Source organism: Pseudochryseolinea flava (assembly GCF_003286915.1).
Classification (GTDB): Bacteria; Bacteroidota; Bacteroidia; order Cytophagales; family Cyclobacteriaceae; genus Ohtaekwangia; species Ohtaekwangia flava.
On record NZ_QMFY01000004.1, the window covers coordinates 15,822 to 35,039 of the forward strand.

14 protein-coding genes are annotated in these 19,218 nt (G+C 44.2%); 4 read left to right on the top strand and 10 right to left on the bottom strand.

Annotation, left to right across the window (positions count from 1 at the left end):
• The 4 genes from DQQ10_RS09660 to ggt all read right to left on the bottom strand — a co-directional run bounded on the left by DQQ10_RS09660 (nt 1) and on the right by ggt (nt 7,313).
• The gene (locus DQQ10_RS09660; protein WP_112746661.1) at nt 1-2,367 is read right to left on the bottom strand and encodes a TonB-dependent siderophore receptor; all 2,367 of its coding nucleotides are present in this window, start codon (nt 2,365-2,367) and stop codon (nt 1-3) included.
• A gap of 218 nt (nt 2,368-2,585) precedes the next feature.
• Nucleotides 2,586-4,250 (bottom strand): caspase family protein, encoded by a 1,665-nt coding sequence (locus tag DQQ10_RS09665; RefSeq protein WP_112746662.1) that lies wholly within the window; start codon nt 4,248-4,250, stop codon nt 2,586-2,588.
• 17 nt (nt 4,251-4,267) lie between these two features.
• Nucleotides 4,268-5,152 carry a hypothetical protein gene (locus tag DQQ10_RS09670; RefSeq protein ID WP_112746663.1) on the bottom strand — a complete coding sequence of 295 codons (885 nt, stop codon included), beginning with the start codon at nt 5,150-5,152 and terminating at the stop codon, nt 4,268-4,270.
• A 472-nt stretch (nt 5,153-5,624) separates the two neighbouring features.
• The gene (gene ggt, locus DQQ10_RS09680; RefSeq protein ID WP_112746665.1) at nt 5,625-7,313 is read right to left on the bottom strand and encodes a gamma-glutamyltransferase; all 1,689 of its coding nucleotides are present in this window, start codon (nt 7,311-7,313) and stop codon (nt 5,625-5,627) included.
• Between the two features lie 110 nt (nt 7,314-7,423).
• Between ggt and DQQ10_RS09685 the strand changes: the two genes are divergently transcribed.
• On the top strand, nt 7,424-8,053 hold the full coding sequence (locus DQQ10_RS09685) for a TetR/AcrR family transcriptional regulator (RefSeq protein ID WP_112746666.1): 630 nt from the start codon (nt 7,424-7,426) through the stop codon (nt 8,051-8,053).
• Between the two features lie 25 nt (nt 8,054-8,078).
• Here the strand turns inward: DQQ10_RS09685 and DQQ10_RS09690 are convergent, their stop codons facing one another.
• The gene (locus DQQ10_RS09690) at nt 8,079-10,283 is read right to left on the bottom strand and encodes a DUF5916 domain-containing protein (protein WP_112746667.1); all 2,205 of its coding nucleotides are present in this window, start codon (nt 10,281-10,283) and stop codon (nt 8,079-8,081) included.
• Nucleotides 10,284-10,535: 252 nt separating this feature from the next.
• Here DQQ10_RS09690 and DQQ10_RS09695 point away from each other — a divergent pair, with 252 nt between their 5' ends.
• Both DQQ10_RS09695 and DQQ10_RS09700 read left to right on the top strand, forming a co-directional pair.
• Nucleotides 10,536-11,576: a sensor histidine kinase gene (locus DQQ10_RS09695; protein ID WP_133259600.1), complete on the top strand. Its 1,041-nt coding sequence runs from the start codon at nt 10,536-10,538 to the stop codon at nt 11,574-11,576.
• Between the two features lie 12 nt (nt 11,577-11,588).
• On the top strand, nt 11,589-12,305 hold the full coding sequence (locus DQQ10_RS09700; RefSeq protein WP_112746669.1) for a LytR/AlgR family response regulator transcription factor: 717 nt from the start codon (nt 11,589-11,591) through the stop codon (nt 12,303-12,305).
• Here DQQ10_RS09700 and DQQ10_RS09705 read toward each other — a convergent pair.
• From DQQ10_RS09705 to DQQ10_RS09725, 5 genes are all read right to left on the bottom strand, one after another.
• Nucleotides 12,292-13,449: a sensor histidine kinase gene (locus tag DQQ10_RS09705; protein ID WP_112746670.1), complete on the bottom strand. Its 1,158-nt coding sequence runs from the start codon at nt 13,447-13,449 to the stop codon at nt 12,292-12,294. The genes DQQ10_RS09700 and DQQ10_RS09705 overlap by 14 nt on opposite strands.
• A gap of 22 nt (nt 13,450-13,471) precedes the next feature.
• Nucleotides 13,472-13,894, bottom strand: coding sequence for a response regulator (locus tag DQQ10_RS09710; RefSeq protein WP_112746671.1), 423 nt, complete (start codon nt 13,892-13,894; stop codon nt 13,472-13,474).
• A gap of 19 nt (nt 13,895-13,913) precedes the next feature.
• Entirely contained in the window at nt 13,914-15,644 is a 1,731-nt protein-coding gene (locus DQQ10_RS09715) for a sensor histidine kinase (protein WP_112746672.1), read from the bottom strand.
• A gap of 307 nt (nt 15,645-15,951) precedes the next feature.
• Entirely contained in the window at nt 15,952-17,520 is a 1,569-nt protein-coding gene (locus tag DQQ10_RS09720) for an OmpA family protein (RefSeq protein WP_112746673.1), read from the bottom strand.
• Nucleotides 17,521-17,563: 43 nt separating this feature from the next.
• Nucleotides 17,564-18,157 (bottom strand): DNA-3-methyladenine glycosylase, encoded by a 594-nt coding sequence (locus DQQ10_RS09725; RefSeq protein ID WP_112746674.1) that lies wholly within the window; start codon nt 18,155-18,157, stop codon nt 17,564-17,566.
• Between the two features lie 86 nt (nt 18,158-18,243).
• Between DQQ10_RS09725 and DQQ10_RS09730 the strand changes: the two genes are divergently transcribed.
• Nucleotides 18,244-19,104, top strand: coding sequence for a DUF2911 domain-containing protein (locus DQQ10_RS09730; protein ID WP_112746675.1), 861 nt, complete (start codon nt 18,244-18,246; stop codon nt 19,102-19,104).
• Nucleotides 19,105-19,218: the final 114 nt, after the last annotated feature.

The window sequence follows — 19,218 nt, forward strand, 5'->3', positions numbered from 1 at the left end:
TTAAAAAACGTAACCGACTGCAACACGGAACGACCTAGGATTACCTCGCCACAAGTTTGCCGGACCGTAAACCCCGTAGTAATAATCTACATTTGCAAGATTGTAGATATTGAGATTGATTGAAGCACCCTTGTATTTATAAGCTACCATTGCATCAATTGTTGTATATGCTGGCACTTTAAAATCTGTTATAAATGTGTGGCGCTCACTGATGTGATTTACGCCAGCACCTATGCTTAACCCATCGATCCATTTTGATAGCCTATACTTCGCCCAGAAGTTTGCATTATGCCGAGGCGCATTTGGAAATTCACCTTTACCTATATAGTCGAAGCCCACGTCACCTGGGGTGTACGTTTTATTCAATGCGTAGTTCAGAATGATGCTTAGATTGGATGATAACTCTCCCTGTAACGACGCCTCAATGCCTTTACTGTTTACATCATCCATTTGAATCAATTTCAGCCCGTCCGGATCAGAAGGATCTGGCGCTAACACATCATATTTTTGAATGTAATAGCCAGCTAATGATGCAAATAATCTTCCTTTGAAAAACTCGTTCTTGACGCCGAGTTCATACTGTCTACTTTTCTCAGGTGGAAATGGTCCACCTTGTCCGCGATTAGACCCGTATTGAGGAATGAATCCTTGGCTATAGCTAGCGTAGATTGACAAATTAGTATTAGGTTGAAAAACAAGACCAGCCCGCGGCGTAAATGCTGTTGCATCAAGGGTATCGTAAGATGCTTTCTCCTGTGTAATGAGATCAAACATATACGTATCATACTTATGTTTTTCAACCCTCAAACCTATCAGTGCTTTCCATTTCTCAGTAAAGGTAATTTGATCCTGGAAGTAGCCGGCTAAGTATTGCGTGTCTTCTGTTTTTCCTGTTTGGAATTCTGCATTGGCAAGTGCGGCGTCAGATCTGTTATACGAAGCCCATGAAAAGTCAATATTATTAATCGGCAATCGTTTTGACGATAGTCCTCCATATTCGTAAGTCCTACCACTCTTGCTGTAATCTAACCCAACAACAATCGCATGCTTTGTTTTTCCAATATTGGTTGTGTACGTTAAGTAAGTGCTAGATTGATATTGATAGATTGGATCTTGCTTGAAAAAGCCATGAGAAAAATCTAAGGAATCGTCAACTACTCCTGTGCCAAATCCGCCCGGTGTTACATCAAACTGATCTTGTGAACTATTGACAGCTCTAAACAATGTTGAAATCTTCAGCTTTGAATTGAACTGATGATTTAAACTCACTTGATGAGACAAGGCTGTCGTTTTACTAAAACCGTTTGGATCGATCATAGAGAAGTCGTTGGGTAACACATCGAGATCCCACGTGTTGTCAGATGTTTGAAAAGCAGGGACGCCTCTCTGATAACCCATTGTGCGATCGTCTTTGCTGTAGTTCAACTCATAATTAACCGACGTATTCGAGGAAAAATTATACTGTAGCTGCGGCGCAATAAATAAATTTTCGATGTCAAGGTTCGGATCGAGTTGCCCTGTGTTTTCATAACCGATGACCGCACGATACAATAATTTTCCATTTGACGTAATCTTACCCGTGGCATCGACCATCGCTCGATATTGATCAAAACTACCGTAAGTGAACTCAACTTCGTACCGACTTTTCTCTTGTGCCTTTTTGGTAACGTGATTAATCACACCACCTGGGTTGCCGGCACTAAAAAGTACAGACGCTGGCCCTTTAATGGCTTCTATCCTCTCAATGTTGTAGGTGAGCGTAGCCTGATCGAACTGATACAAATCCCCTCGTATTCCATTATAGGCAAAATTTCCTGGACTCGAACGAAAACCACGCATGGTATAGTCACTATACTGGGATGACGAATAGGCATTGATACCTGCCATAACTTTTACCCCCTCGGCGACCGATTGTATTTGGCGATCCTTAATCAATTCACGATTCACAATCTGAACAGATTGTGGGATGTCTTTTAAGGGAATGTTCATTCGAGTAGCCATTCCGGAATTTGTCTCGGTATAGCTTCGACTCCCAGTAATAACGATTTCATCAAGTTGCGAGGAAGTCTCTTGCAAAACAAAATCTGCTTGCAACGATTGGCCTGCCACGATTGTGATGGCTTGTTGCTGAGATTCAAATCCAACAAATGAAACCTCAAGCAAGTAATTGCCAGGTGCTACTTTGTTGAATTGAAATTCGCCCTTATCGTTGGTTGAAGTAGCCAGCGTACTCCCTTGCAAGATTATCGTTACATACGGTGCAGGTTCATTATCATTGGATCTGACCACGCCCTTCACTGAGCCGGTGTTTTGAGCAATTATATTGTGGCCAAGAAATATGGCTAAAATTAGGGGTATAAAGCGCATAAGTTTAGAATCTTTCTAAATAATGCGCAAGTGTACTACTGTCTCTCTTATTCTCCAAATTTACTGTTACTCCCGAGCTAACGTTTTTGTCTTCGGACCAAAGACCTGCTAAACCTCCCTAAAGAAAAAAAGGGTTAAAATGAGCTGTAGAAACGCAGTTGTACGCAAAAAAGAAGCCCGTCGATAACGGGCTTCCTTCTTCATCAATATTGTGATTTTTAAAACTTAAAGTAGAACTCACCGGTGATATTCGAACTATCCCAGGTATTCTGCTTGTCGTCAGAGAGTTTCAAAACATTGGCGCGCACGTTCTTGAACACTTGTTCTATTGTTAGTCCTGGCTTACGCATAGCCTTCAAAAGTTCTTGTGTATACAAACCATTTCTTCCCGTTCCATCAGAGGCTACTGAGCCCGGTGCCGTAGCGTAGGCGATAAATGATCCACGCGCTCGCTTCATCTCCCCTAGCCCTTGATTGCCCATCGACCGTGTTACCGCCGGGAAAGGATTATTTCTACAAGCATCAAGGATCACAATGTTCATGCGCGAATTCGATCGCTCCATATTGGCAAGCACCATCTTCTGAACCCCGAAGCAATAACGACTGATATCATCTTGATATTCAATCATCGCGTCGACAGGAACGAGATAGTTCTCATCTTCATATTGCAAGCCATGGCCCGCAAAATAGAAGAGTGATACCGTTTTGTCTTTTTCGCCTGCATCGATTTTGTCTTTGAACTTCAGCATAGCTGCACGCATTTGTCCATACGTTGCATTGGTCAGAAGTTGAACTTCAAAATTAGAAGCTTGTAATTCCTTGGCGAGGTCTGTCGCATCATTCACAGGATTTCTCAACACGCCAATACTTTTAGAGTATGACGAGTTTCCGATGATCAACGCATAACGCTTTTCATCTTTATACTGTTCTGCTAATGTTAAAGGAGCGCCACTATCTCCGGCATTTGCGGGTGTGTTCGCGGCAGTGTTTGTGTTGCTTGTAGGCGTGTTGGTTGGTTGAGAGGTTGTAGGTTTTTGATCAGTCTTTCCATCGCCGCGAAATGTATCACTTACCTTATCCCCGACTTTACCAGCCACATTCTTCACTTTCTGTCCGATCCCAGGTTGCGCGCCGCTATTTGCTTTATCGGTTTTTGCAGCTTCATTTTTTGCAGCCTCGTTCTTGGCCGCATCATTTTTAGCGAGTGTTGTTTCATTTGGCTTGGTCGCAGAATTATTCTTTTCCGTCGGTTTCTGCTCTTCTTTTTTTACGACTGCCGGCGTTGACGCAGGTTTGTCATTTTTAGCAGTGGCGGCTTGCTGAGTCGGTGTAGCACGAGAAGCAATTTTGGATTGATCGATGCTATTCAATTCTTTTTTTACATCGGCCTGATTCGGTGTAATGGACAATGCTTGATTAAAATCTTCTACCGCGAGCGCCAGGTCTCCGCTATTCTTGTGAAGTCGGCCACGATCGAGTAGAAGTTTTGTTTTGGAATCAGGCAAACTGTCTAATTCTCTTAGCGCACTTGTATACCCATCAACAGCGTCAGCTTTTTGACCGAGCTTTTCATGGCACTTTGCTTTGAACCAATGGATGTTACCACGGTTCTTATGATTCTGCAAGAGCGTCTCTTCAAAATCGCCGATCGCTTTTTGATATTCGTTCTTCTTGTAATATGATAACGCGCGAAGATAATAGACTTCGACGTCCATGTTTTTATCGCGCGTTACTTTGGTGAGGTATTCAGAAAACAGAGAGATTGCTTCATCGTATTTTCCAGCAGCGTAGCTATCGTGGCCTTTTTCATACAGCTTAAACTGAGCCGACGAAGCGATGGCGATGAAACATAACAGAAAACTTGAAACAATCTTTCTACACATATGCAATGCGTTAATGTTTAAAAATTAAACGAAACACCAGCTTGTACATTTAATGATGGGAAACCTTCTTCCACGATTGGATATTTCTCATCCACCTTGTTTAAGTCATTGCCCTCATATTTTTCTGTGCTGATAAACGAAACGGGAAAAGTATAACCGAACGCCAATTGAGCGTAGATCGACACCTTCTTCGCTGGCATAAACTCAACACCTGGGCCAATGAAAATACCACCCGTTACTTTCGTCTCTGCCTTAAGATCATCGCTAATGTCTATGCCCAGTTGCGACCACGTTGGATCACCTGCTTCCCATGGAAGGTCAATGTAGTAATTATTGTATCCAAAGATGAGATCTTCTTCGTCGTACGCACCGTCGCCCATTTCATCGTACACAGCAAAAATTCTTGCATCTCCTTTTACATCAGTACGACTCGCCATGGACACGAAAGGTTTTGCAAAGCCATAAACAGACACTTTAGAGTTATCCGTTACAGGAATAAAATTCAATTTAAAATTCACGCTAAGCGAGTACATATTAATTGTTCCGCCGTCGAAATCAACTACCATACCAGGAATAAAATAATCGCCATTGTCATTTTGAGTTTCGTCGCCCAGGAACGCATTGTTAGACCCAGTTTCCTCTGCATCATACTTGAATGTTTGATAAGACAAAGATGGACCGATCGACAATACACGATTGAGCCTTTTCATGAACCCAATTTCTGCATTAAAGCCGATGCCGTAATCACCGATATTTTTACCAAACGTGATCGAAGGCCCCAGTCCGACAAATACGCCCTGACTTAAAGCCAATCTCTCCTTCTTCACAATAGCACCTTCATCTTGCGCGTTAGCTGCTAGTGATGTCAAAACCAAAAATGCAATACAGTAGATTTTTTTCATGTTTTCTTGAGGGTTCGGGTAATTCAACTCGCTAATTTACTTAAAATGCACCCAAAATGTTACATGAAAACTTTCGTTTTTAAACCACATTAGCATGGAGGCAACGAAATTGCACTACTTTTGCAAGCATACGTTCATGAAGAATTTTCCTTTATACTTTCTACTGATAGCGCTCCTTTCGATCAGTTTATCTTGTTCGAAAAAAAAGTACACCACAAAGGTTGTTAAACCACGCTATCACCATCGCTGGTATGATCCGCACCTCGACCGAAACACTTCCCGAACGAAACGCATAAAAGTGCAGAACTAGTACCGCTATAAAACAACGTCAATTACGATTCAATGTCATTGACATACGTACTGACGCATAATAAATACCACACGCCTCTTTCAATCTCTAAAGGATCAAATCGAGTTCGCGTGCACGGCCCGGATCAAGCGGAATCTATTGCAGTGCCGCTTACTATGCAGTCTAAAAACCGACCGCTTTATCATCGCCTCTTGGATCTGCCGCGCCCTCTAGCTTGCCATCTGGAAGTACCAAAATCGCATCTACACGCCCCAACTCCGGAACGAGCTCTATGACGTGACCTTTCTGCGTAAGTTCTTTTGTTGTGTTGCCATCCAAGGCGTTACCTTCTGCAAAAATCTTATCGGGCATCCATTGGCTATGAAAACGTTTAGCGTTAACCGCTTCCTGCATCGTCATGTCGAAGCTGGTTACATTCAAGATCGTTTGAAATACGCTGGTGATAATTGTTGTTCCTCCTGGCGTGCCGACCACCATGTACAGCTTTCCATCCTTCGTGACAATTGTCGGCGTCATTGAACTGAGCATTCTTTTACCGGGCTCAATCTTATTCGCAATACCACCGATCGCACCATACATATTCGGAGCGCCGGGCTTCACGCTGAAGTCATCCATCTCATCGTTGAGGAAGAATCCTGATCCAGCAACAACTGTCCGAGAGCCGTAGCTATCATTAAGTGTTGTGGTTACTGCCACTGCATTTCCGGCAGCATCCACGATAGAGAGATGTGTTGTTTGCGGCGATTCATAAACCATGAATGCCCCTTCCTTCACCGAGGCACTTGGCGTTGCTTTCTCAGGCGTAAAGTTTTTCATCCGTTCTTCGACGTATAGCCTATCCGTTAGTTGTTGGACGGGCACATTAAAGAAATCGGGATCACCCAAATAGGTTGCACGATCCGCATAAACTCTCCGCTCGGCTTCCGTCAACAAATGCGCCGCTGCTGTTGTGTTATGACCGTAGCGCTCCAGCGGAAAAGATTCCACCGCGCGGAGCAACTGCAGCAAGGCAACCCCACCGCTAGAGGGTGGTGGCATAGAGATGATTTTATAATTTTTATAGTCACCAGCGATGGGTGTTCGCCAGATGGCTTTGTAATCAAGGAGATCTTGATGAGAAATCATGCCGTGTCCGCGTTGCATCTCTGCAACGATATCATCCGCAGTTTTACCTGAGTAAAAACCCGCCGCACCGTGATCGCGTATTCTTTCTAGCGTTGCACCGAGTGCATTGAAATAAATTGAATCACCCTTCGCCCATTTCTCTTTGAGCAGATTTTCCGGAAGGATGGTATTGTACTTCTTCAAGTCTTCTTGAATCGCGTTAAGACCATCGGCCTCTTTCTGCGTTAACAGGAACCCATGAAGCGCAAGATCGATGGCAGGCTGCACCAGTGTCTTCCAAGGAAGCACGCCGAACTTTCGATGGGCTTCTACAAGTCCAGCAACGGTACCAGGTACGCCGGCAGAAAGATGACCGCGTTCACTGAGTCCCTCAATTATATCACTGCTATCAGAGAGATACATTCTTTCAAAAGCTAAAGCAGGAGCCTTTTCACGATAGTCGAGTGCCGCGGTTTCTCCATTGTTCAACCTTATCAACATAAACCCACCGCCACCAATATTACCAGCACCCGGATAAACAACGGCAAGTGCGAATTGAACGGCAACAGAAGCATCGACAGCGTTACCTCCTTGCCTGAGAATTAACGCGCCTACAGCGGAAGCCAAGGGATGTGCAGAGACGACCATGGCAGAGTCGGCAACTTCACCGACAAGGCGCCCAGACGATGACCCTGATTTACAGGCAACTCCAACAACGACAAGTAAAAGCAGAAATAAGCGGTTCATCTCTTATACGATGGTTAACTGGGAATAAAATTATTAATTCAGAATAAGTTTCGAAAGGTGTTTTTTAACCCGGCATCGTCAAAGTATTCACCGTAAGCCAACCACCCATCATGAGCCTGAGAAAAGAAAAGGCAGCACGTCTTAAGGTACAAGTATTAGATCATACCATTAAACTCATTGGAAAAAAGTCGTTTGACGATCTCTATGTTGATGACATCTGTGCTAAAGTCAAAATTTCTAAGGTCACGCTCTTCAAATATTTCCCCACTAAAGAAGATATCCTGCTATACTATTTCAGAGTATGGTGTTTGGGGCGCTGTGCTGATTTAACAAACAAACCGAAAGAAGGTCTTCAAGGCATCTATTTCTTGTTCGACAAATTAAGCGATGAGTGCGATGAACATCCTGGCTTAATGCTCAGCCTGATTGGCTACCTCTCAGACCTGCGCCGACCACCAAAACCTTTTCCTGTGAAACCCGAAGAGAAGAAACTACTCTTTCCGGAGCAAGACAGTATTAGTGGTATTGAAATCATGTCGCTCGATCAGATGATTGAGAAGTTTGTACTGGAAGGAATCTTTCGAAAAGAAATTACCAAAACAACGTCCACACGAGATATCACCAACCTGCTGACCTCGATCTTTATCGGCGGAATTGTTACAGCACACGTCAATCAACAAAGTCCATTAAAAATTTTCTTCCGAAGAAATATCGACCTTGTGCTGAAGGGGCTACAGTGAGAGCCATGCAATAAGTCGAAAAATTTTACCGGCTGATCCAGTACGTCAATTTCACCACGAGGCCTCTGTTCTTCACGACAAAATCATTACACGTATAATTGTCTGAGTAAACTATGAACAGATCTGACATTGGTTTGAATCGCCACTGAAACCTACTGTTCACGTTGAAATTTTCAGCTTGCGTGTTGTATTGTACAAAGGTAGTCCACCACATCTTGTTGGTTATGCTTACCTCGGCATTCGGTCCTATTAAATAAAACTTGGCGCTTCCATATTCTGAAGGAAGCCTGATATCATTTTGCAAATAGCTCAATCCAAAATTCCCCCAGGGTTGTTTTCGCATATTGAGGGTGATGCCATATTCTGTTCGCGTGCCATTGTAAAAGTTACCGGCACTCAGGCTGAATTCCGCATTGAACATTTTTCGCGCATCGGTCGTGTAGCGAAGTGTATATTGTGTGTACTGATAGAAATCAACAGGAATGGGCCGATCATTGTCGAGCACATCCGCAGGGAACGGAAGCCGAACATGGGTATTCGTAACGTCGGCTACGAATCGTGCGGTATTTCGAAAGTATAATATTGTGTTGATCGAAGTAAAACGCTCGAGGAATTCACCGTTCGTACGAAAGTTCGTGACGCCCCAGGTATTCGGTTCGATCATTGTAATCGCACCTTTCTTCTTCGGATAGAGCATCAACCCAAACCAATGATTGAAGTTGTAGTGCCCAATTCTAAAGGTAGTATCACGCACGGCATCGTAGTTATCCAAACGTGGAATAAATCCAAGGCTGTTCACGTAATTTTTACCCACCTTCTCTACGATTCCACCGCCGTACCAGTTCGTTTTCAGAAACCCTGCCTGCACACTGTAGTATTCATTCTCTTGGAGATGCTGAGACGAAAACGACACATGAGTGCGCGCCGTCGCATTGAACTGTCCATTGGATGAGTTGTACGTAAATTCACCGCCGAAGGTACGATCGTAGTCTTCTGTTTTGTCGCCCTCAACAACCCTCGTTGTTTGACGATTTGTCGCGAGTAGGCGTACGTTTGATCTTCCGCACACGCGCTGTTGAATGGCGGTGACGAAATAGTTTGCCGCAGAAATTTCGTCTGTCACGTCGGTTTGAACGTCCATGATACCAACACGTAGCCCACGCGTTAGATTTCCGCTGATTCTTGCGCCAGCCATGACGGGAACAGGATCACCGTCGACCAAGCCAATCTTTCTTGAGAAGAATGGTTTTACCATCCACGATCCGAAGCCCGTAAACAGGTCTGCATTCTCTAAGAAGAATCCGCGCCGCTCGGGAAAGAGTAACGAATATCGTGTAACATTCGTCATCTGCTTGTCAACCTCAACATTCGAGAAATCCGGATGCAATGTGAGATCCAAGTTCAACGACGACGTGAGCGCAACTTTCGCATCCAAGCCAACATTAAAATCGGATTTATGAGGCTCGCCATCTTCGTGATTCCTACCAATAGCGCTCGCCGCATACGGGATCAAAATGACTTTACTCCGGCGCGGCGTTGGCGTGTCGGAAAACTTCATGGTGCCAAGATATCCCAAGTCCATACCATCAAATTGTAGCGGCACATGCGACCACGTTGAAAACACAAAGTTCTCCATGTCATTACGAATGAAGTTCAAACCCCATGCTAAATTATCCTTATCAAAACGCAGCGATGTAAAAGGAATCGCCATTTCGACGATCCATCGATCATCGTGTATTTTAACATTCGAATACCACTTGTTATCCCAATTTTCGTTGAGGGTTGGCAGTGCGCCGTTCTGCCCCACAGTTCCCTCGATCTCTGCGCCACCGGCATTGACCGCGAAGAAAAATCCATTTGTCTTTTCACCGATAGGCTCAATGACCACGGCAAATCCGTCACTATTCCAGTATGGTTTTGTTTGATCTCTTTTCAAGGTGGGAATGATCAGTTTCTGTTTCGACTGGTAGTTCACCACGCCAACGTAGATGAAGCTATTATCGAACAACATACGTACTTCCGTCGTCGCTTTGGCATAACCAGAATCCAACGGCCACTTGTTCAAGAAAGGCGACGATGGCGACGCCTTCTGCCAATCATCTTCGTCCATTACACCATCAATTTTTAATGGCGAGTCCGTTCTGTTTAGCAACATGACCGGGCGGGATTGCTGCGCGTGCATCACCACAGTCGCGGTAGACAGCAGCATCAAAAAGACAAAGGTTTTCATCGCTGGGTTGGGTTTGCCGTTGTCTACGCCCGTATGCTAGAATATTTTTGACCTTCGCCCGAATGGTCTGGCACACATTACACTCGGCTCTCCAAACCCGACCGGCGTATTTGGGTTGACCAGGCATGACGTTGAGGGGTAGGAAATTGTCATTGACAATTAAAATGCGCGAATACTGTTCTTTACCCTATTTTTACAAAACTAATTGCGCCACGTGCTGCGTTTAGCACAACAACGATAACTTGGTTGACCTTGAAACAAAGACTGCATTGGCTTTTCGGTAATCACATTCTTCAGCACACGATATTTTGGGCTGCTCACGTCGTCTTCTACGCTACGTTGTGGGGAAGCTTCGAAGAAAATTATGTGTACACCTTTTCCGAAGAATTGATGTTTCTTCCTGGGAAGATGGCATTCACGTATTTCACGTTGTACTTTCTTCTTCCACGTTACCTCCTACCCGGCAGGTATAGCGCGTTTTTCCTATGGTTCGTTGGCGCATCATTTCTGACGGGCATATTCCAGCGCTATGTATCGTATGGCTTTCTGTATCCGATGTTTTATCCGGAGTGGATGAACGCACCTTTTTTCTACTGGGCAAAGATTGTGAAGTTATCGGTGATGATGTATCCGGTTACATTTGTCGCGGTTGCAATCAAGTTGCTCAAGTATTGGTATGTGAACCAGCAAGCACAGCAAGTCTTGACTCAGGAGAAATTACAAGCCGAGCTCAAGTTTCTGAAGACACAGATTCATCCGCATTTCTTATTCAACACATTAAACAATCTCTATGCGTTGACGCTGAAAAAATCAGACAAGGCACCCGAGATGGTATTAAAGCTTTCGGAATTGATCAATTACATGCTCTACGAATGCACATCGGATGAAGTGTCGCTATCGAAAGAAATCAAATTCATCCAAAACTATATCGATGTTGAAAAGATGCGCTATGGCGATAAGTTGGACATCGAGCTACGCATTACAGGCGAGGTGAGTGATCGAAAGATTGCACCTTTAATCCTATTACCTTTTGTTGAGAATTGCTTTAAACATGGTGCGAGCGAAACGTTACAGCAGTCGTGGGTAAAGGTATCGATCGACGGCCAACCTCATGTATTAATCATAAAAGTTGAGAACAGTAAATCTCCGGAGAATGGGATCACGACGCGAAAAGAAGGTATTGGTATTCAGAATGTAAAACGGCGCCTTGACTTACTCTATCCTGAAAAGCACACGTTAAAAATTCTAAACGGTGAAGAAACCTTTTTGATTGTGCTTACGCTAAACTCGTAAAAATATGTCCTTATGAAATGTATCATTGTTGACGATGAACCACTGGCTATAGAGATTCTCGAATCTTATGTCAGCAAGATTGATCAGTTAGAGATCGCGGGGACATTTCGGAATGCAGTCTCAGCTTTTACGTTTCTTCAAACACATGCGGTTGACTTAATTTTTTTGGATATCCAGATGCCTAAGTTGACAGGCATCGATTTCCTGAAGACGCTAAAAAATCCGCCTCAGGTAATTTTTACAACCGCGTATCGCGATTACGCTGTTGACGGATATGAATTGGAAGTTGTTGACTACTTGTTAAAACCAATTCCATTCGAGCGTTTCTTAAAGGCTGTCGCCAAGGCCATGCACAAACCGGCGGCTACTCAGGTTCAAACAATTATTCAGAAGACGGAGCAACCTTCCGACAGCTTCGTTTATTTTAAAGTCGATAAAAAAATGGTAAAGACTAACATGTCAGATATCGTTTTTATCGAGAGCATTAAAGACTATGTAAAAGTAAAAACGATCGACAAGGACATCATCACACAACAGAAAATCAGCTACCTGGAAGAGAGCCTACCGAAAGAACAATTTCTTCGCGTACACCGATCGTTCATCATCAATATCAATAAAGTTGATGCTTACACGGCAACCGATATTGAGATGGGCAAACTACAAGTTCCGATTGGAAGGAATTACAAGCAAGAAGTAAACAAGGCACTCGCGAAGTTTAACTTTGAATAAGTCTCGGTTGCTCCTGGCTTTCAATTTCGCGAAGGTGATTCGGCAGTGTTATGATGAACGTTGTTCCTTCATCGACTTTGGATTGCACTTGTATCTTGCCGCCTAGTTTTTCGACCGCCTCTTTTACGATATACAAACCAAGTCCTGCCCCTTCACTCCGCTCCGTCGCACGGAAAAACATATCAAAAACTTTAGCTTGCCATTCGTCAGAAATTCCAATTCCATTATCGCTGAAGTACAATGTCGCCGTGGTTTGATCAATGTGCATTTCAATCTTAATAAACTGATGTTCCTTATGCGGATCGCGATACTTGATGGAGTTCGAAATTAAGTTATTCAGTACTACGGCAACCCGATGACCATCGGTATACAGCGGAAACTTCTCCCGGATAACAATGATCTTTTGAATTTGCTCCGATCCCTCGTGATACTTCAATCGCTCGATGCCATCCTCGACTTGCTTTCGCATATCGACCTTTTCAACCACAATTTCCATTCGTGCATTTCGTGAGTAATCGAGAATTTCTTTGAGCGTCTCGTCCAACTTGTTGATGCTATGCTCCATCATACCGAAGTACTCATGAAGTCTATTTCCGAACTTCTTATCGTCTTCGTGCGCGAGCCTGACCAGCCCTAATACAGACATGAGTGGTGCACGTAAATTATGAGAGACACTGTAAACAAAGCTGTCGAGCTCGTTATTGATTTTAACAAGTTCTTCATTTTGCCGACGCAGTGCCTTCTCCGCTTTCTTGCGTTTTACTTCGATGTTCCGTTGCTTCAACGCATTGGTGATGGCCGAGTACAGTCGCGCCAAATTTGATTTCAACACGTAATCATCAGCACCTTGCTTGAGACAACTCACGGCGAACTCCTCTGAAACAGTACCTGTTACCAAGATGAAAGGAATGTTACTTCCTCCTTTTCGACAAATTTTTAGCGCTTCAACAGAATTGAATTGCGGCAGTGCGTGGTCTGACAGGATCACATCCGGCTCAAACTCATTCAATGCGAGTACGAATTGTTCACGCGTATCCGCAGCACGACTCGTGAAATGTAGACCTTCTTTGCGGAGGCTGTGTTCAATCAACCCAATGTCCTCCTCCAGATCTTCAAGCATTAAAATTCTCAATTCCCTTTCCATACCCAACAGTTAGTTAGATTAATTATGACGGCGGCTGATTTAAAATCAACCAGAAGAAACCGATCTCAGAAACCGCCTTAACGAACTTGTCAAACTCCACGGGTTTCACGATGTAGGCGTTCACGCCGAGTTTGTACGATTCAATGATATCACGTTCCTCTTTCGACGAGGTTAACACCACCACCGGAATAATTTTGCGATAGGGATCGCTTTTTATTTTACGGAGCACTTCAATGCCATCAACTTTCGGCATTTTGATGTCGAGTAAAATAATTTTCGGCATTGTGTCGCTCTTCGATGAAAAAAGGAAGTTGAGCGCCTCCTCCCCGTCTTGCAGGTGAAGCAAGTGATTGGCAAGATTGTACTTGCGGAGTGCCCGAATAGTCAATTCTGCATCATCCGGATTATCTTCTACTAATAAAATTTCGACAATGTTGCTGTCCATAAATCTTGCGCGTAAAGGGTTATGTAAATGTGTTATGTTCTGTCGGAAGCGTAAAATAGAAAGATGCACCTTCGTCGATCGTTCCTTCGGCCCACACCCTGCCGCCATGCCGAGCAACGATGCGCTGCACAATCGCTAACCCTACGCCTGTCCCCTCAAACTCTTGCGTGTTGTGCAACCGCTGAAAAACTGAGAACAACTTGTGAGCATATTGCATATCAAAACCGGTTCCATTGTCACGGATACAATACGCGATCTCCTTTCCTTGAATGTGGGAAGTAATTTCTACAAGTGTCTTACGTTTTTTCTTGGAATATTTCAGTGCATTTGAAATCAAATTAATCCAAACTTGTCGCATCAGTGATGGATCAGAATACGAGGGCTCCATCTTGCCTAACTTCAGTTCTACGTCTCTATCTTTCTCCGACTCCTTTAACTCATCGTAAACCGAACGTATCAATACGTCAGGGCTATAAAACGAACGATTGATTTCCTTTCTTCCCACGCGTGAAAAATCAAGCAAGTCGTCGATCAGTTTTCCCATCTTATGCGCATTGCGCACAACAATGCCAAGCACCCGTTTCCCTTCTTCATCGAGCTTCTCTCCATAATCTTCCGACAAAATTCGCGCGTATCCGTCAATGGAACGCAACGGTGCTCTTAAGTCGTGAGAGACGGAATACGTAAACGCTTCCAACTCGTGATTCAGTTGACGGACTTTATCTTCTGCGATCTTCCGTTCTGTATAATCGAGCATCACTGAGCGTGTCTTTATAAATTCACCATTCGCATCATGCACGGTCGAATCACTTAAAATCACTGGAAAAACCGTTCCATCCTTTCGTACCACGCTCGTTTCCATTTCATGCGTTCCACCCGCCAATTGCGCACGCGGAAAGCTCTCCTCAAAGCGAGGCTGTTCAGCTTGCACAAGAATATCTTGAAACTTCATTTTTCCTACTACCTCTTCATGCGTGTAGCCCAACAGTTGTAACTCCGTTTTGTTAATTTCTTTGAAATAACCTTCTTTATCCAACGCATGATAACCGCAAGGCGCATTGTCGTACATATCCCGAACTTGCTCCAGCGCAACACGCAGCGATTCATCGGCCAACGCACGTTTTCGCATACTGGCGTGAAGTGAAATAAATACCAACACGATAATGATACCCGAGGCCACTAGCAAAGCGATGAAGGCATAATAAAATTTCAACGTATCATTCTCACTTACCAAGGTGCGTTGCTGTAGTAATACCTTTTCTTCTTGTTGAAGATCATTAATTAAGACGCGGATTTCATCCATCAGCATCTTTCCCTTTTCGGTCGCCACCAATTTCGCCGCACCGTCAAGCCCTTTATTCCGTTCTTCTAGAACTTTCTTAATAAATGTAATCTTTCGATCTACGGCATCCGTCAGGGTTTCAATGCGACTCGTCTGACTCTCATTGTCAGATGTGAGCTTCTTCAGATTTTCAAGATGCGCTGATATGACGCCGACACCAGAAGTGTAGGGGTCCAAAAATGTAGAATCAGCGGTAATAATATAACCGCGCTGGCCGGATTCAATATCAATGATTATCCCGAGAATTCGTTCTGCGTGAAACAAGACCTCGTTCGTATGGGCAACCCACTCCAGGGTGCGTTTAAATTTTATGCTGTTTAGATAGGCAGAAACACCTAACCAGGTGATGATCCCAAGTGCCGCAATAAATCCAACGATTACTTTTTTCTGAAAGTAGAATCTCATCATACAACCGGTTTTCCCTGACTGTCCGCGTACCGAGACGAAAAATCAAAACAACGCTGCCCCTGATAAAAACGGACAAATCGACCCTTACTAAACTTATCAATTATTCATCAAACAAAAGATAAAACGGCAGCGAATTGTTTGCTAGGACGTGGGGGGAATAACCCGGCACGCATGTAAGATCGGCATTTATAAATGTTAAGAATACGCATCTCAACCTGCGTAAAAGAAACAGATTGATAACATTACGGACATTACGTCGGCAAAAACGGATGTAATGTTAGTTTCGCTTTTAGTGCCGACGTGGCGACTAGAGCTCGTTAATCACAAATTCTACCCGGCGGTTTAACTGACGTCCTTCAACGGTCTCGTTACTGGCAACGGGTGATGCACCCCCATACCCTTTTCCTTTGATGCGTTTCCGGTCGATTCCTTTTCCTACCAAATAAGTCTTCACTTTATCGACACGTGCTTGTGATAGTTTTACATTCTGAGCCGGAATACCACGATTGTCGGTGTGGCCACGCAACTCGATCTTAACTTTCGGGTTGTCCTTCAAAAAGGTTGCTACCATGTCGAGTTCGTCGTACGATTGCGGGAGCAGCATCGTTTTACTTTGCTCAAAAAGAACGTTACTTAAATCAACGCTAGTTCCGACTTCGATTGGTTGAAGCGAGAAGTTTAACTCTAAATCGTTCGAAGATGCCGCAGTTGCATCCAATTTTTGTAGCGCACTCACATACCCTGCTGCCTGAATCCTAACGGAATACTGACCTTGTGCTGGCACCACTAAGCGATATCCGTCCTTGCTTGAAGCCGTGTTTAAAGAGACCGCTGGCGCCGCTGTGAACTGTAACGTCGCCGTAACAACTTCACCGGTTTTGGCATTTGTCACCTTTCCGTAAACACGCACCCCAGATGGCTTTGCCTCCACCACAGGGGACGAAATCACAGGCGGTTCCACTGGCGCAATCGCAGGCGTATCGTTTGGCTGAATATGATCGTCTTGATAGAATTTAATATCACCATATCCATCACTGTTGATGGTGCTCGTATAAAGCGAGAATTTCTTCCCTGGATAGGCTCTGTAGTATAAATCTCTGCCTTCGGAATTCACGGGACTACCAACGTTCACCGGCTCAGACCATTTTGTCCATGAATCATCAAGACGCGTCGCACTATAAACATCAAAACTGCCCTTACCCTTACGGCCATTGCTGCTGAAGTAGAGTGTTTTGCCATCGTTCGATAATGACGGACTCAGTTCTTGAAAATGAGTATTGATTACCGCTCCAAGATTGATAGGTGCTGACCATTTTTGATCGGCCCCTTTAAGCGTTACGTATAAATCATCGACACCATGTGTGCCGTACGTCTCAGCAGAAAAGATAAACACCGATTGATCGGGCAAAATAAATCCGGAAGGTGTGAGCGATTTATTTTGATAGTATGGAATGTTGATATTCTCGGGACGGCTCCAACCTGCACCCGCCGGATGCGACACAGAAATGCCTTGGGTTCTGGCCACATTTCCTGAGGGATCATAGTGACTCATGAGAAACAAGTTTGTTCCATCAGCAGAAAAGCCCGCGACAGCGTTATAAGCGCCGTTATTGAGGGCTGTGCCACCATGCACTGGTGCTGACCATTGATTATCGACACCTAATGTAGACACCCAGATATCGCCCGGGTCTTTCTTACCGCCAATGTTTCCTGGGTGGTTGGCAATGGTTACAAACAATGTCCTTCCATCGGGGCTTATTACTGGGCTTAACTCATCGTAAGCGGTGTTGACGCCGGCAAATGATTTGTCAAAATTGGGCTGTCCGCCAACGGAAAGGGTAAGAAATAGAGTCGTCAGTAATCCTAGGATCTTCATGCGCAAAATCAAAACTTCAAATATAAACTGTGTGCGGAGGTTATCACGGTTTGCTTATCCATTTATTACCCTGAACGGTAAATCGCCAAGGTAATAATGCGTCGTCGCCGGCATAGTCAATTCCAATGCGTGGAGACGCGGCGATGGACTTGGTCGCAATTTTTATCCCGCGATCCTCTAACCAAACTTCACTATCTAATAAAGATTTTCCATTCAATTTTCTATCAATGCCCATAGCTTTGGTCAACTTGCCAGGGCCAGAGGTGAGTTGAAAAGCGTTCTTGATGGGGCCTCGTCGTAACGTCATGGTATCGATGCCTTCAAAGGGCTCCAAAGCTCTGATGAGCACAGCATCAGCAACGCCTTGGCGATTGGTTACAACGTTAAACAGATTGTACATACCGTAACACAGGTATACGTATGCATTGCCACCCTCTTCGAACATGATGGCGTTTCGGTTTGTCTTCTTGGCGCCGTAGGCATGGCATCCCTTTTCTTTCCAGGAGTATGCCTCCGTTTCGACGATTACGCCACCGGTTATCATCCCGTCAATTTTTGTAAACAATACTTTACCAAGTAGTTCACGTGCGATCTTCACAACATCCGACCGCTGGTAAAAGCTTTCTGTCAGCACCATCGTATAACCCGTTCTTGTCTCAAAAGAATTTCTAAATTTGACACCGCTAAAAAAATCAAAAGCAAGAAAACTAAATTAACTCCACCATGAAAAAATCTTTATTGCTTGTGGCCTTGATGATGGCTTCATTTGTCATGCAAGCTCAGGTTCGCACGCCTGCTGCCAGCCCAGCTGGATCGGTTACTGCTACCGTTGGATTGACAGATATCAAAATCTCTTATTTCCGTCCTTCAGCAAAAGGCAGAACTATTTTTAGCAACAACGCGACAACGCTTGTTCCCTACGGTAAAATTTGGAGAACTGGTGCCAACGGTGGTACAAAAATTTCATTCTCCGAAGATGTTAAAGTTGAAGGTATTGCTGTTCCAAAAGGTGAATATATTCTCCTCTCATGGCCAGGTGAAAAAGAATGGACACTAGCCCTGAATAAAAATGTAGAAATGGGCGGCGACATGAAAAAATACGACGCTGCACAAGATGTCGCGAACTTCAAAGTGAAGCCAGGTAAACTCGCCAACAAAATCGAAACGTTAACATTCAATGTTGGTGATATCGCTGCCGATAACAAAAGCGCAAAAGTAGAACTCGCATGGGAAAACACATCGGTAAAATTCACCGTTGCTGCTGACTTTGATGCCGCGGTTATCGCGTCGATCGATGCTACCACAAAAGCAGAAAAAGTAGCACCATACGATTACTTTCAAGCTGCTGTCTACTACCTCGAAACGGGAAGAGATCTGAAGCAAGCTCTTGCATGGGTTAACAAAGCTGCTGAAGGTATGAACAATCCGTTCTGGGTACTTCACCAGAAAGCAAAAATCGAAAAAGGACTTGGTGATAAAAAAGCTGCGCTGGCTACGGCAACAGCGTCACTCGAAGCTGCAAAAGTTGCTGAAAACCGTGACTACCAAATGATGAACGAAACACTCATTAAGTCATTGAAATAATATTCACTTTAGCATTTCATAAAAGCCGCCTGTTGAAGGTGGCTTTTATTTTTTTAGCCCGGCCGAATTTCAAATTCTGACAGTGAATTTTGGCGATTTGTCCAGCATACATTT

Excerpts from the sequence above, each read along its gene's own strand:
- DQQ10_RS09660 (WP_112746661.1), bottom strand. The coding sequence starts at position 2,367 with ATGCGCTTTATACCCCTAATTTTAGCCATATTTCTTGGCCACAATATA.
- DQQ10_RS09665 (WP_112746662.1), bottom strand. The coding sequence starts at position 4,250 with ATGTGTAGAAAGATTGTTTCAAGTTTTCTGTTATGTTTCATCGCCATC.
- DQQ10_RS09670 (WP_112746663.1), bottom strand. The coding sequence starts at position 5,152 with ATGAAAAAAATCTACTGTATTGCATTTTTGGTTTTGACATCACTAGCA.
- ggt (WP_112746665.1), bottom strand. The coding sequence starts at position 7,313 with ATGAACCGCTTATTTCTGCTTTTACTTGTCGTTGTTGGAGTTGCCTGT.
- DQQ10_RS09685 (WP_112746666.1), top strand. The coding sequence starts at position 7,424 with ATGAGCCTGAGAAAAGAAAAGGCAGCACGTCTTAAGGTACAAGTATTA.
- DQQ10_RS09690 (WP_112746667.1), bottom strand. The coding sequence starts at position 10,283 with ATGAAAACCTTTGTCTTTTTGATGCTGCTGTCTACCGCGACTGTGGTG.
- DQQ10_RS09700 (WP_112746669.1), top strand. The coding sequence starts at position 11,589 with ATGAAATGTATCATTGTTGACGATGAACCACTGGCTATAGAGATTCTC.
- DQQ10_RS09705 (WP_112746670.1), bottom strand. The coding sequence starts at position 13,449 with ATGGAAAGGGAATTGAGAATTTTAATGCTTGAAGATCTGGAGGAGGAC.
- DQQ10_RS09710 (WP_112746671.1), bottom strand. The coding sequence starts at position 13,894 with ATGGACAGCAACATTGTCGAAATTTTATTAGTAGAAGATAATCCGGAT.
- DQQ10_RS09715 (WP_112746672.1), bottom strand. The coding sequence starts at position 15,644 with ATGATGAGATTCTACTTTCAGAAAAAAGTAATCGTTGGATTTATTGCG.
- DQQ10_RS09720 (WP_112746673.1), bottom strand. The coding sequence starts at position 17,520 with ATGAAGATCCTAGGATTACTGACGACTCTATTTCTTACCCTTTCCGTT.
- DQQ10_RS09725 (WP_112746674.1), bottom strand. The coding sequence starts at position 18,157 with ATGGTGCTGACAGAAAGCTTTTACCAGCGGTCGGATGTTGTGAAGATC.
- DQQ10_RS09730 (WP_112746675.1), top strand. The coding sequence starts at position 18,244 with ATGAAAAAATCTTTATTGCTTGTGGCCTTGATGATGGCTTCATTTGTC.